The sequence below is a fragment of the Pseudoalteromonas sp. UG3-2 genome, from assembly GCF_037120705.1.
Lineage (GTDB): Bacteria > Pseudomonadota > Gammaproteobacteria > Enterobacterales > Alteromonadaceae > Pseudoalteromonas.
The window spans coordinates 284150-297987 of the sequence record NZ_JAWLJU010000001.1; the positions used below are offsets into that span (position 1 = coordinate 284150).

Annotated in this window: 9 protein-coding genes; 2 read left to right on the forward strand and 7 right to left on the reverse strand. The window is 44.5% G+C overall.

The features are described 5' to 3' along the window. Positions 1-55: 55 nt before the first annotated feature. Entirely contained in the window at positions 56-2989 is a 2934-nt protein-coding gene (locus tag R3P39_RS01125; protein ID WP_336565170.1) for a DEAD/DEAH box helicase family protein, read from the reverse strand. A 9-nt stretch (positions 2990-2998) separates the two neighbouring features. Then, positions 2999-3589, reverse strand: coding sequence for a class I SAM-dependent methyltransferase (locus R3P39_RS01130; RefSeq protein ID WP_336565171.1), 591 nt, complete (start codon positions 3587-3589; stop codon positions 2999-3001). A 163-nt stretch (positions 3590-3752) separates the two neighbouring features. On the opposite strand from R3P39_RS01130, the gene dgt reads away from it, so the two are divergent. Then, positions 3753-5276, forward strand: coding sequence for a dGTPase (gene dgt / locus R3P39_RS01135; RefSeq protein WP_336565172.1), 1524 nt, complete (start codon positions 3753-3755; stop codon positions 5274-5276). 412 nt (positions 5277-5688) lie between these two features. Here the strand turns inward: dgt and hepT are convergent, their stop codons facing one another. The 3 genes from hepT to R3P39_RS01150 form a co-directional block, all read right to left on the reverse strand. Further along, entirely contained in the window at positions 5689-6099 is a 411-nt protein-coding gene (gene hepT, locus R3P39_RS01140; protein WP_336565173.1) for a type VII toxin-antitoxin system HepT family RNase toxin, read from the reverse strand. Beyond that, complete coding sequence (mntA, locus tag R3P39_RS01145; RefSeq protein ID WP_336565174.1) at positions 6092-6487, reverse strand: type VII toxin-antitoxin system MntA family adenylyltransferase antitoxin; 396 nt, start codon at positions 6485-6487, stop codon at positions 6092-6094. The genes hepT and mntA overlap by 8 nt, the downstream gene beginning before the upstream one ends. A gap of 471 nt (positions 6488-6958) precedes the next feature. Further along, positions 6959-8416: a DKNYY domain-containing protein gene (locus tag R3P39_RS01150; RefSeq protein ID WP_336565175.1), complete on the reverse strand. Its 1458-nt coding sequence runs from the start codon at positions 8414-8416 to the stop codon at positions 6959-6961. Positions 8417-9561: 1145 nt separating this feature from the next. Here R3P39_RS01150 and R3P39_RS01155 point away from each other — a divergent pair. Continuing rightward, positions 9562-10452 (forward strand): prenyltransferase, encoded by an 891-nt coding sequence (locus R3P39_RS01155; RefSeq protein ID WP_336565176.1) that lies wholly within the window; start codon positions 9562-9564, stop codon positions 10450-10452. 28 nt (positions 10453-10480) lie between these two features. Here the strand turns inward: R3P39_RS01155 and R3P39_RS01160 are convergent, their stop codons facing one another. Both R3P39_RS01160 and R3P39_RS01165 read right to left on the reverse strand, forming a co-directional pair. Beyond that, entirely contained in the window at positions 10481-12226 is a 1746-nt protein-coding gene (locus tag R3P39_RS01160; protein ID WP_336565177.1) for a methyl-accepting chemotaxis protein, read from the reverse strand. A gap of 101 nt (positions 12227-12327) precedes the next feature. Beyond that, positions 12328-13704, reverse strand: a complete 1377-nt coding sequence (locus tag R3P39_RS01165; RefSeq protein WP_336565178.1) for a glycerophosphodiester phosphodiesterase family protein — start codon at positions 13702-13704, stop codon at positions 12328-12330. Between the last annotated feature and the right edge of the window lie 134 nt (positions 13705-13838).

The following is a 13838-nucleotide window of genomic DNA, read 5'->3' on the forward strand; positions in this document are numbered from 1 at the left end:
AGCCTGCCAAACCAATAGGGAAAAGCATCTCACTAGACGCCAAATCCACTTATGGTTAACCCAGAATACTTTTCAATCGTGCAAACGTCACAAACTCATCACTGGCTTCCATTACTGCATAATCAGGGTTCCTTGCCACAAGCAAGTAAGTGACTTCACCTTGCTCATTAACCTGCTTTTTTACATCTCGTAATAGAAACTGTTCGTCGCCAGCTGTATCAAATTGCTCAATAGCAATAGTCGTATTAGTAATTGAACCGGCATTATTAGCAGTGATCCGCTCAAGCAAAAGCAAATCCCCATCAAGTATTGGGTTCTTTCCACCGTTCATGGAATTGCCACTCGCATGAGCTAAGAAATGCTTTTCCGGGTCAACTTTACCGCAGCCAGATGGAACAGGAACGTACGTCATATCGCTACTGTCACCGGTTTTAAAATGACCACAGGCAACTTTTAGGTTTGGAAAGTATGGGAGCTTCTGAGTTTCTTCGTTTTCTTCGCTGTAAAGAGGAGTAACAGTGTCCTTAGTTTGCTCTTCTTGTCTTGTATTATGCATTTGCGCTTGCACTGATGGCCGCTGGCTGTACTTTGCCAATGCATAATCCACTAATTCCAATACCGCAGAATTTAAGCTTTCAACTTGCTCAGTTGGCACATCAAAATTCGCTTTGAACTTGTCCCCTTCAAGCAAAAACCACTGGCTGCCATCTTTGTTTTTACTACTAAAGTGGCGAATTGGATTTCGACACCAGTAGGCAATCCAAGCTTTTGACTCTGGCTGCAGTGACATCTCTTTTTGCCCAAGGTCGTGCTGTTTTAAATTTGGGTAGCGCGATAGTATTTTTGCACTGAGCACTGCTAAGTCAGTAATTGTCGGCGGCTTTAAAAAACCATCCAATTGCACAAACGCTTGCAATAGAATTGCCTTAAAGCACTTGGTCATCGAAGTCGTTTGCACGCCCTTATTTAAGAAGTCATAAAATGGCCTGAGCTGTTCAGCGGCGTTGTGTTTATCATCATCTAAGTCAGATGTTTGGGCTATTAAATCAAACCAACCATTGTGCTGCTTGTTCACCTTGGTTAACTCACCGTAATGGCGATAGAACTCACTTATAGTGGGCAAGTGCCCTAGCTGCTCGGCAAGCTCAGTCACATCTTCAAGTGCTGTAGTACGCTGAGCTTTTGCGAGTTTTTGCCAAAAATCAGTGACCGCTAAATCGATATTTACATAGCAGCCATCTGGTAGGTTTGGCTTGCGTAACTTTCTTACAACGCCGGTTGCTGAGTTCTCTTGCAATAGCGCAAAAGGCTTGTTTAAAAAGCTATGGTGGTTGCCGATAAAATCCAATACCACAAGGTGATCTTTGCCTTCATGGCGTCGCAGACCACGGCCCAGCTGCTGTAGAAAGAGAATTTTAGACTCACTCGGGCGCAACATTAATATGGTATCTATGCTGGGTAAATCCGTACCTTCATTAAATAAATCAACGGTAAATAATACTTCAACGCGCCGATTGTCGAGCATTCTTAATGCTTCATTTCTTCTTACTTTTGACTGGCTGTGTACAGACAGAGCTTTAACCCCTGCTTTTTCAAAAGCGTTGGCCATGTAATCCGCATGTTTTGTCGACACGCAAAAGGCTAATGTGCGAGATTGCCTGTGTTTGCGCCACTGCGTTAACGCATGAGTGGCTCGTTTATTGGTGGCAAAGGTGTATTCAAGGGCATGTGGATCAAAACGACCATTGCGCCACGGGATCTCTTTATAGTTTACGTTTTCGTCCCAAATCCCGTAATAATGAAACGGCACTAAGGTGTTACTATCAATGCCTTGAGTTAAGTTGCGTTCAAAAACCAAGTTATTATCACAAAGCCCAAGAATGTCCGCTTGATCGGTTCGTTCTGGCGTTGCAGTCAAACCAAGTAGAAACTCGGGTTCAAAGTAATCCAATAACAGCCGATAGCCAGGCGCACTGGCATGATGAAACTCATCCACAATAATATAATCGAAACAATTTTTGCTAAATTGCTGGATGTGTTCAGACCGACCAATTGTTTGAATAGACGCAAATAAACACTCAGCATCGAACTCTTTTTGATTGCCGTTAAAGAACCCTGTTGAGTGGTTAAGTAACCTAGCAAAGGTGCGCTGCGCCTGTAATAGTATTTCTTCGCGGTGAGCAACAAATAGCACACGCTTGGCTTTAAATTGCTTGATATCAAACGCACTTAACCAGGTTTTGCCCATGCCTGTAGCCAACACTACTAAACCACGCTTAAAGCCTGCTTCTCGTGTTTTGTTAAGCGCTTCTAGTGCGTGAATTTGCTCTGGCTGTGGTGACGGAGTTTCAGTTTGCTCATCCGAAAGCTCTGGTGCCACTGCTATAAACTTTTGTTGCTTGCGTCTTTTTATATATTGGGTGATCCAGTCGTGGGTCAGTGTGACTACATTGGGGTGCTTAAACACCTCATGAAACGCCAGTCGAATGTTGTTGAACTCTTTTGCTGCTGGGCTCGTTTCTGGGGCACCATAATCATGCCTAAAGTTCCACTCAAAGCCACTGGTTAAGGCGCTTTTACTGATATTACTAGATCCAACAAAAGCACAACCCGACACCAACTCACCTTGCTTACTGTTCTTTACGAAGATATATGACTTCATATGAAAGCTTTGATTAGACTGAGTTTGATAAATGCGAATATCAGCGCCTCTATCGACCAGTGCCATCAGCTCCCGCAAAGCACTAGGGTGGCTAATATCTAAATAATCAGATGTCAGTAGCTTTAACTGCGCGCCATTTGCCAACGCTTCAGAAAAAGAATCAAACAACAATGCCAAGCCACTCGGCTGAATAAAAGAAACTGTTACTTCAATCTCGTCAGCATGGTTAATTGCATGCAGTAAATGAGGTAATAACGGATCTTCGCCGCCACACGTCAGCTGTTTAGCCTCTAACTGTAATTGCATTTCTTGTTGTTTTGTCGCCATTGGTTACTCTTAACGTCTCTTTAGCAGCGCATTTAACCACAGCTCATGTTCTCTGCCGGGCCGTTGATCGCAAGTTTGCCAAACTTCGAAGACCTCAAGCCATTGCTGCTTAGCCACAAGCTCGGCTAAACCACTCTCATTTAGATCCGTAAAATGCCTACCTTGTGCATTACGCTCCGCGTCACCGTATTTAAAGCTGACATAAAGGGTACCGCCGGACTTTAATGCTGTTGTTAAATTTTGAAAGGCGCTAGGTAATTCCTCTTGTTTTACATGCAACAAACTGGCGCAGCACCATATGCCATCGTATTGCTGATTTTCAGACAACTCTGCAAAGGTTTTAACCTGTACTTTTTCGCCAAGTAAGTTACTGGCAAAAGCAGCCAACTCAGGGCAAGCGTCAAAAGCACTGACCTTAAAGCCCACTTTTTTAAAATGCAGCGCGTCCCGCCCTGAGCCGCAGCCAGCATCTAAAATATGACCACCAGCGGGAATATTGGGGAGAAAGCGCTGATATAAGGGGCTCATGTCAACATTTAAAGTCGACTCAGTAAAAGATTGACTGTTCTTACGATAAAACTCAACAGTTGCGTTTGGCATGCTTTACCTTTTGTTTTTTCGGCAAAATTTAAATCCTTTCTAAGTTAATATTAAACCTGAAAATGAGCTAATTTCATAGTAAACATGCTTAGATACCTCGGTTTACATCAATGAAACAATCACATACATTGGATGTTAGGCATTGACGAAGCGAGGAAGCGCCATGCATTTCAAACATAAAATCACCAATGAACGGCCTTATAACACCGGTGGAAATGAGGCCAGTAGCCTAGAGAGTGATCGGGGTCGTATCATCAACAGTGCGGCGCTTCGGCGGTTGCAGCAAAAAACTCAGGTGTTTCCGCTGGAGCGCAATGCGGCGGTGCGTTCGCGGTTAACCCATTCCCTTGAGGTGCAGCAAAATGGTCGTTTTATTGCCAAGAAAATTGTCGCTGAACTGCAAAAGCAAGGTCGTGGTGAGTTATTAAAGTATCAAGATAAGAACGGCCATGAAGTGGATCTAGGCGAATGCTTGGTAACGCTGTCGGAAATGGCGTGTTTGCTGCACGACATTGGTAATCCGGCCTTTGGCCATTTTGGCGAAGCGGCGATTAATGACTGGTTTAAGCGTTACCTAAGTGCCGAACCTCGTTTTGCCAACAGCACTAAAACGGCGCTTAGTTTTGGTCAACAAACGCCGCAAGAATCGGATTTAGCGGTATTAACCCCAGAAATGGAATTGCTGCTGGATATTTGTAGTTTTGAGGGCAATGCGCAAGCCATTCGGGTTATTCATACCTTGTCTGAGCTTAATCTCACCTATTCGCAAACCGCCACCATTTTAAAATATACCCGCGCGGCGACAACGCCTAAGTCTACGGTGGCCGATGCCTTTAGTACGCTGCAAAAGAAAGTAGGATATTACTACAGCGAGAGCGAGTTTATTTCGGAGCTGTGCGACAAGCTGCAAATGCCGCTGGGTCATCGCCATCCTGTGGCTTATATTATGGAAGCGGCTGATGACATCGCTTATTGCCTTGCCGATATGGAAGATGCGGTAGAAAAAGGTATTTTAGGGGTCGATGAGCTCACCGCCCTGTTAATTGAAGAATATCAGACCATTGCCACCCGCTTTGGGATCAGTGACGACAAGCACTTGGAGCTGATGAGTAAAAAGCTTCATTATGCTAACGATAAGGCCAGTAAGCACCCGGATAACTTTGAAAACGAGTTCTTTATTTGGTTGCGGGTGGGGTTGTTGCATCCTTTGGTTGAGCATGCCAAAGACCGCTTTATTACTAATCTTGAGGCCGTATACGACGGCAGCTTTAATGGGGCTTTGCTAGAAGACAAAAGTCACCTGCACGCCATTGCCAAAGCGTTAAAAGTGGTGGCGGCGAAACGGGTGTTTTCTGATAAGGAAGTTGAGCAGCTAGAGCTGCAGGGATACAAGATCACCAGTGGTATTTTAAATGAATACCAACGGGTGTTGGATTTGGATGAGTCGGCCTTTCAAGCTGCGCTTGCTGGTGATAATGGTTTTGCTGTGGAGTCGCGGTTATTAAATCGCATTTCGAAAAAGTATGTTGCCGTGTATCGGGCTGCGGTTGCCGAGTTGAGCGAGTCGCAGCGTGAGCAGGCTGTTTATGAGTTTTATTATCGCTGCCGCTTGTTGCAAGACTTTATTAGCGGCATGACTGACCAATTTGCTTACGATACCTATCGGGTGTTGACTGCGATTGATTAGGTTTTATCGCCGCGTAAAGCGGCGCCTACCTTCTTCTGTTGCCCTCATTATTTTCTGGTGGCTTTGTAGTCACTCTTTTCGCTTTCGCTTGTGGACCCTGAATTAAGTTCAGGGCGACGGTGTTTTTTAGTTTAGAGTGGGTGTCCTTATAACGCTTTGCTTCCTGATAACGCTGTGCTCTATAAAAGATCGCCGCGTAAAGCGGCTCCTACCATCACCTGTTGCTTTCGTTGTTTTGGGCTTGATGCGGAGTCACTCTTTTCGCTTTCGCTTATGGACCCTGAATCAAGTTCAGGGTGACGGTGTTTTTTCAGGTTTTAGTTGGTTTATTTAAGGTGATAGTTGTTAATACGGAATGGCCTTGCAAGCTATAAAGATCGCAGTGTTAAGCGGCTCCTACCCTGCTTTTTTATTAATTGCTTTGTGAATTGAGAATTTGTTTTATATAAAGCTCAAAGTCGCCCAAATGATGTTTAACCACCGCAATAACAATGTCGATGTTGAGTGCCTGATAATCATGGACGGCAATGTTTCTTAGGCCGACCATTTTTTGTAAGTTTTGGGCCACGGTGGCATCGATAAAGTTACCTGTCTCTATTAGTTCGAAACAATGTCTTGAAGATTGTGGAATGCCAAGCTGGTGCTGTTTTATTAATACATTAGCGATATCGATTGCCGCCTCACAGGCGCGCTGGAGGTTTAGAATAACAGAGTCTTGCTTGGTAAAGTTGGTTTTAAACTCAGCTTCATCGCTAAACTCTTCGTTTATGCGTGTTAAACAGCGTTTAATGTTGGCTATTTTATTGAGGATGACATCATTCATCTTTAACACCTTGAATGTATGCATCAACCACATCGCGACGCTGCTCTTGCAAATGCGCATACATTGAATAAGCTGCGGCACTGAATGTATCGTCTTCGATCTTCTCGCCAAATAGTAGCCTTCCTGTACTTGCGACCTGCATTTTTAGCACCGTACTTGCCTGGCGTAAATCGACTAAGTCAACATCGCAGTCTAGTCTAATGGCGAGCTCTTGAGCAATTGTGAACCTTTGATAGTTATCAAGTGGTTGGCTGGTTAATATTGCCACGTCGTAGTCGCTTTTAGTGGTGTTAGAGCCATCAGCGCGAGAGCCAAATAAATACACCAAAGTCAGTGTGGGGATCTTTTCGCGTAAGCACTGAACAATGATTTTTTCTTTTTCTATCATAGCCTTCACTTTTGCTCGTTTACTTTGGTAAGTATACCGCTTTTTGCTAAAAAGATAAGCCTTGTTAGGAGTTCGGTCAGATAGTGATTTTGTGGCTTTTAGTTTTTGGAAGCGATTTATGAAAACAATGTCCATTTTAGGTTTGGTTATGATTGCTTGTTTATAGGTAGCACCTTGATTGATAGCTGGTTTCACCAGGTGAAGCGGTGCAAAATTGGGGTTTTTAATACTTGGTTAAAAGTGGGTGTCTTGATAACGCTTTGCTCTATAAAAGATCGCCGCGTAAAGCATCGCCTTCTTTACAGTTTGGTGCTTAGCTTTTAACGGGTGTCCTGACAGTTTATTCTAAAGCTGCCACTTCAAGTGGGTGTCCTGATAAAATCATCCCTGACTATAAAAGCTCGCCGCATAAAGCGGCGCCTACCTTGCAGTTATGGTAATTAGCTTTTGATGATGTCCTGGCAATTAGCTTTAAGGTTTCACAGACTCCAAGTGAACTTTTAAGTCATCTCGAATATACTCATAGTCCAGTGCGCCATTTTTGGCTTGTGCAACATAAACCGGTAATCCAAACTTGTCATAAACTGAAACTTGAACACTCTGGCTTTGTTTTGCATTTAAAGTGCGCTTTATCCATACACCGTTCTCAAACTCAATATTGTATTGAGTGCGGCGAGTGCTAGTTTCTCCTGACGGAAACCGTCTTGTTATATTTTCAGTACATTTACCCAGCTGAAATCGGCACTTACTGCCCTTATGTGTATTATTAACATATGTACTTAAAATTTTACTGGGCTCAGAAATTTGCTTACCTGATGCCGTAAATTCAGCTTTCATTACTGCATAAACATCAGGGTGAAAAACATTATAAGTAATTAGTTCATCGCCTTGCTGTGCAAGTACATAAGTGTAGCCTTTTGAAAATAGCCCAGTTGGAGATAAAACAAAACTTTTGGGTAAACCGGGTTGTGTAAGATTTATGTCTTTCACTGATTTAGGGCTGAGTAAATTGTCACCTAAATAAGACACTGCTTGAGACAACAAGTATGCTTGATTTTCAAGTGATGCTTTGCGTATCACTCGGTTTTGTATTAACCACTTAGCAGCCAGTTTCGAGGCAGCTTCATCAAGCTCAGCTTTGGATTTATATTTTTTTGCCGTTGGTTTATTTGGCATTGGGTTATCACAATCAACCTTTTGCTCTTTTATATAGCAATGGTTATTGTCTTTCGCATCTATTTTACTCCAACCGCTTAATGTGCTGAACGAAGATGGATCAGATCCAACAATCAATTTATCTTCATAAAAAGCGTGATTATTATCGATACCGTAGTTTAAGTTTAGTACTTCGAAAGAATCAGGATCTGCATCATCAACTTTTTTACCCTGATAATGTACACATAATTTATCTTTTGACCAGCCATAAGAGGGATCACCATCGTATTCGTAAGCAACAGATAATGAGTCAAGGTCGCATGCATAAAACTGAACTGCGTTTATATAAGCGAATTGGTTATCTTTTCCAAGCGAGTCACCGTATAAAGGATGCCCACCTACAAATTGGAAAGTACTGGCCTTTGCACCCTTTACGACTTTTCCGTCATGAAAAACATGCTTATCATCAGCGTAAAATTCACCACCAAGATGCTTAAAACTCTTGCCATCTGCAAAAGGTATCGGTACACCAGAATAATATGCATGAGCGTTATCTTTCGCAAACTTTGGATCTGTCATAACTTGAAAAGACTTAACATCGGCACCATAAATTTCTTGGGTAACTACTTTATTATTCATAAAGCGCGCTGGCTTTACCCAATAAGCCTTGTGTTCGTCAACTTTGTAGACATAAGCACTATTTGATTTGCAGCCTGCGATAAATAAAAAGAGCAAGGTTAGCATTAAGGCCAGGATATGATTCTTGTTTGTCATGTAGGTTTAATCCAGAGTTGTAAATGAATTATCGGCTTATTCAAATAAGCACTTCAAGCAAATATATAATTGAAGGAAATAGGAGCTGGTGAGGTTACAGTAGAGGCACCACTTTTTAGGTACATATCATATCAACTAACCACCACACTATCAATTATGTGGTGAACCTTGTTAGAAGGTGTTATGACACGTAAACAAGTTGGCGACATCAGCACAAAGCTAAAGGTTACTTCAGTCTTAAATTTCGCTTGTAGCTCTTAACAGGCGTCCATTCAGAGCTCCATCTCTCAGAGCCCCAGATAGGCTATTTATATCAAGATTTAAACGATTCGATAAATCTAAAGACCACACAGGAAAGTTTTCCTCTTAATAGATGTACTTTTGATATTTGCAGTTTTCGTCATTTCAAACGTACTCTTAGGCTTAGATATTAACAATAAAGCTCGGCGCTCCGCACTTAATTTGCATAATAGAGCTCATGTGCTTCTGAGCATCTGAATCAAGTTCAGGGTGACGGTGGTGGTTTTATAACTGGCGTGAAGTTGATGGTTTTTAGTGGGTGTCTTAATAAAAGCATCGCTAGCTTTAAGAGAGCGGCGCATAAAGCGGCGCCTACGTTGCAGTTTGGTGCTTAGCTTTCGATGGGTGTCCTATCAATTCGTCCTTTGCTCTATAAAAGATCGCCGCATAAAGCGGCTCCTACCATTACCTGTTACTTTCGTTATTCTGGGCTTGCTCCGGAGCCAAACTTTTCGCTTTCGCTTATGGACCCTGAATCAAGTTCAGGGTGACGGTGGTTTTTGATTTTAAGTAGGTGTCTTGATAACGCTTTGCTCAGTAAAAGATCGCCGCGTAAAGCGGCTCCTACGTTGCAGTTTGGTGCTTAGTTTTCGATGGGTGTCCTATCAATTCGTCCTATCAATTAATTCTAAAACCACCACCTCAAGTGGGTGTCCTGTTAAAAACGCCCTCTGTAAAAGATCGCCGCGTAAAGCGGCTCCTACTCCTTTGGCTGGTATTATGTTTTTTTGGTTTAGGTTTTGTTAGTTGCAGAGGTTGCTGGTAGAACGCTGAATGTCTGCGCTAAATCAATGCAATGCTGGTGAGGTTTGCTATATTTTTTGGTAAAAAATAAGGGATTGAGTATGGCTTCTATTGTGGCGGCATTGCCAAGTACACGTCCGCCGTTTTTAGTTTTGGCGCCGCTTTGCGTTTGTTTGGGTACGGCGGTGGCTCATTATCATGGTTTAAGCTTTAACCTACTGCACTTTGTGCTGGCGGTGGTGGGGGCAACGCTGTCGGCGGTGGCGGTGAACACGCTTAATGAGTACCAAGATTTTCATAGCGGTTTAGATTTAGTGACTCAGCGCACGCCTTTTAGTGGCGGCAGTGGGCTGTTAAAAGAGCAAGGGGAATTGTCGCAGGCGGTGTTGCGTTTATTTCAAGGCTCACTGGTTGGTGTCATAGTCATTGGCCTCTATTTTGTCAGCCAATACGGTGTTGCTATGGCGGCCATTGGTTTGCTCGGTTTAGCGGTTGTGGTGAGTTACACCCAATACCTCAATCGCAGGCCCTGGATCTGTTTTATTTCGCCGGGGCTTGGCTTTGGTTTACTCATGGTGCTAGGAAGTTATTTGGTGCAAGGTGGTGAGCTTAACGGCGCGGTGTTTCTGATTGCCCTGATCCCCTTTTTCACTATCAATAACTTACTGTTGGTGAATCAACTCCCCGATATTCAGGCCGATAAACAAGTTGGTCGTAATCACCTTGCAATCGCTTATGGCGTCAATACTGCGGTGATCACCTTTGTTGTCAGCGCGGTTTTGGCAATCAATGCTTTGCTTGGGGCCGTGGTGGTTAAGGTATTGCCACTTAGCGCGTTGATTGTGTTTCCGGTGTTGTTGCTCAGTTTTGCGGCCATACCTAAGCTCCGTGACCTGGGCGCAAATATCGCCGAGCACCCACCTAGCATGGCGGTTAATGCCGTTGTTGCCAATGTCGCGCCGCTTTTATTAACTATCAGCTTAGTGCTTTAACACCAGATTACTTCACTTCGCGAGCAGATTAAACGGTAAACTCTCTGGCGTTTTCGTTTAGTCGCTCGCTGGTTTGTTCCAGTTGCTCAACAATGGTCATAAACTCGTTCATGCGTTTTACCACCTCTTTTGAGATGTCACTGAGCCCGGTAATGTTGGCATTAATATCTTCCGTTACTGAGAGTTGCTGCTGTGAGGCGGTGGCAATCCCTTGTGTAAGATCTTTAATTTTGCTCACCGCTTCAAAAATGCTGTCTAACACCTCTGCCGATACCATTACTTGCTCTTTGGTGGCTTCAACTTGTTGCTGGCTCTGTTGAATGGCGTTATTGGCCCCTCCCGCTTTGCTTTGCAGCAACTGGATAATGTCGCGAATTTCTTCGGTTGATTGCTGAGTGCGCTGTGCTAAGGTTCTTACTTCGTCGGCAACCACGGCAAAACCACGACCTTGCTCACCTGCCCTGGCCGCTTCAATGGCTGCGTTTAAGGCCAGCAAGTTGGTTTGCTCGGCAATGGCTTGGATCACACTCACCACATTAGAGACCTGATCGCTTTGTTGGGTTAACTCTGAAATGATATTGGCCGTGTCATCAAAGCGCTCCGACAAGTCATTAAACTGCTCGCTGGTTTGCGCCATAACCTCCATGCCACGCTGTGCTTCTTGCTCTACCTGATTGGCATAGTCTGCCGTGCTCACGGTGTTTTCAGTTACTTCGTTGAGGGTGACGGTCATCTGCTCCGCAGCGGTGGCAATGGTATCTAAGCGGGTATTTTGCTCTTCGCTGATCTCTTTATTACTGCGAATAAAGTGCGCCACTTCTTGCGACGATTGCGACATCTGCCCGCCCGCGGCACCTATGTTCGAGACCGTATTTTTAAAGCTTCCTAGCATGCGGTTCACTATGCTGGCTACGCTTTTAATTTCAATGGCGCCGCTTTCATCCACGGTTTTGCGTAAATCGTTGCTGTTGCCAATTTCTTCAAAAGCATGCCCTAACACTTCAATGGGTTTAACAATGCGGCGGCGTACCAAATACACCCCAAATAAACTAAAACATACAGTGCCCACCAGCATGATCACCACCCAAGTTAAATTGCTTTCTACTGCTTTGTGGGCGTTTAACACGTTTTGCTGAGTACGTTGCTCGAGCTCAGAGAAAAAAGCATCCACTGGCTTCATAATATTGGCTTTATAACGGTGGTAAGCCTCACTGTGAGTGAGTTGAATGGCTTTGTTGAGGTCGGGTTGTCCTTGCACTGTGTAGTTGCCGGCGCTGTCTTTAAATTTACCTTTTACGGCGTTCATGGCCTCTACTTCTAATGCCACAAGGCCATCTGAGTTGGCTTGCGCTTTGGCTAATAGCTGTAACTCTTTTTGGCTAAAACCTGCGGCTTTCATGGCCTCCAGCAGCTCCACCTTTCGGCCATTGGGTTTGGGTTGATCGCCATATTCCAACACCAGATCCCAGTAAACTTTGTGATAGCCCTCTGGCCGTGGCTTTTCACCATTGCGAATGGCCAATACATCCATGTACATCTTTTCGTATTTGTCTTTGCCTGTCACGGCGTAGGTTCTGCCTAAACGGGTAAGGTCGTCTGAGCTTTGTCTTAGCTCATCAGCAAGTTGATAGGCTTGATAGCGATTATCGGCCATTTTCTCTACTTGCAGCAGTGCGTTATACATATTAATAACGAGTATGGTGACAATCACCACAAACACGATAATGCCACCAAACACGGCGGTCATTAGAGCACGGATGGAGTTTAGCTTCATTGTTAACGCCTTTTTTCAGCATTTCACAATAAAGGGTAGTGCAAAAATGACCATTGGGCTATAAAATATCTCGCCGCAGCCAAATGGTCATAGGGAAAAGCTTAAATACTTGCGGGCAGCCCCATACAGCTGGCGTAGTAAGTGGTGGTAGCAGGCCAATCAGAGAACACACCAATTACTCCTACGTCTTGAGCAAGTACATGTAAGAGTTCAAAGGCATCGCCCTCTTTGCTAATGACATTATCGCCACCCAGGGTGCCGTTTAGGCTTTGATAATACCAGCCGCCGCCCTCCACTAAGTGACCAGAACGCTCTAATGTCCAAGTAATAATATCCAGCCCAGCTGCTTTTGCCGCTGTGGCGTAAGGTGACGGGATTATTTTGTTATTATCAACAGTTACCAACATCCATAACGGTGGCGCTATAACATTAACGCCAGCCGCCTTTAACTCGGCCATGGTGGGTTTAAGCAGCTCGGGGTTGTGAATGATTTGCTCTGCTGCTAAGGCGTTTTCAGCACTGGCTGATTGGTTGCTGTATCTATCGTCGAGGTAAACCGCTTGTTGGCCAAATTCCGGCGTTTGGTTTATCCAATATTTTACATCGGCCAAGTTAAAGGATTGCGGCCACACCTGCGACGGCGATACGCCCGCGGCTTTGTATTCATCTATCATTTTTTGGGCGTAATCTTGTTGGCTAAAGCCATCAAATGGCATGCTAACCGCGGGGGTTTTTAGCTCCGGCGTCATTTTCACACCTAGCTGTTTAAATAACTCGATGCTCTCGCTGTGGGTCATCAAAGTGCCCCGACTGGCGTACAGATCAGTGCGCCAATCTGCGGTGCCTTGCATGTACTCTGCTACCGTGGTGGCATTGGGGTTGGCGGCATCCATTTTTCCTTGCAAGGTTTTAAACTCGGCCAAAGTAATATCGCTGGTGCAACACTGCGCCTGCGCCGCTACGCCATTGTCAGGGTCGGCTGGCACAAAGGGAGTGCTGCATTTTTCTGCTAAGTCTGTGGCCAATATGTTAGTGGTGGTATGAAGGTCGCATTGCGAGTGACGACACACCAGCTCTTTGTCTTTGGTGAAGGCAACATCGCATTCCACAATACCTGCGCCCATTTTGGCTGCCGCCACATACGACTCTTTAGTGTGCTCAGGAAATTGTAACGGCGCGCCGCGGTGGCCAATTGAAAAGTCGGTTTTGTAGAGATTATTGTTGCTACACTCGGCTAAGGTATTTTTAAGCGCGCTGTCAGCCATGTCGGCAATTAAAAACTGCGGTCGCGCGCCAACCTGCATGGTACTTGCACTGCCAGCGGGCACTTCTACAATTACTGGCACTTCCACTACTTGTGTCTTAGTTTCAGTGATCACCACCGGCTTTTCAACGCTCACCAGTTCGACGCTATCATCATCACAGCCCATCAGTAATATGGCTGCACTTAGGGCTGTTACAATGCTTACTTTATTCATCTTAATAACCATGGTCCTTGCATTGGGTGGTAAAGGTTACTGAATTTTAATCAGTATAGGGGCCAAGGATGATAACTTGGTGACAAAGGGGTAATTAATATTAACTCGTCCGTGAATTCAGGCCCACATTGCGC

What these genes read in the sequence shown, in the direction of transcription:
- R3P39_RS01125 (WP_336565170.1), bottom strand. Translation starts at nt 2,989, where the DNA reads ATGGCGACAAAACAACAAGAAATGCAATTACAGTTAGAGGCTAAACAG.
- R3P39_RS01130 (WP_336565171.1), bottom strand. Translation starts at nt 3,589, where the DNA reads ATGCCAAACGCAACTGTTGAGTTTTATCGTAAGAACAGTCAATCTTTT.
- dgt (WP_336565172.1), top strand. Translation starts at nt 3,753, where the DNA reads ATGCATTTCAAACATAAAATCACCAATGAACGGCCTTATAACACCGGT.
- hepT (WP_336565173.1), bottom strand. Translation starts at nt 6,099, where the DNA reads ATGAATGATGTCATCCTCAATAAAATAGCCAACATTAAACGCTGTTTA.
- mntA (WP_336565174.1), bottom strand. Translation starts at nt 6,487, where the DNA reads ATGATAGAAAAAGAAAAAATCATTGTTCAGTGCTTACGCGAAAAGATC.
- R3P39_RS01150 (WP_336565175.1), bottom strand. Translation starts at nt 8,416, where the DNA reads ATGACAAACAAGAATCATATCCTGGCCTTAATGCTAACCTTGCTCTTT.
- R3P39_RS01155 (WP_336565176.1), top strand. Translation starts at nt 9,562, where the DNA reads ATGGCTTCTATTGTGGCGGCATTGCCAAGTACACGTCCGCCGTTTTTA.
- R3P39_RS01160 (WP_336565177.1), bottom strand. Translation starts at nt 12,226, where the DNA reads ATGAAGCTAAACTCCATCCGTGCTCTAATGACCGCCGTGTTTGGTGGC.
- R3P39_RS01165 (WP_336565178.1), bottom strand. Translation starts at nt 13,704, where the DNA reads ATGAATAAAGTAAGCATTGTAACAGCCCTAAGTGCAGCCATATTACTG.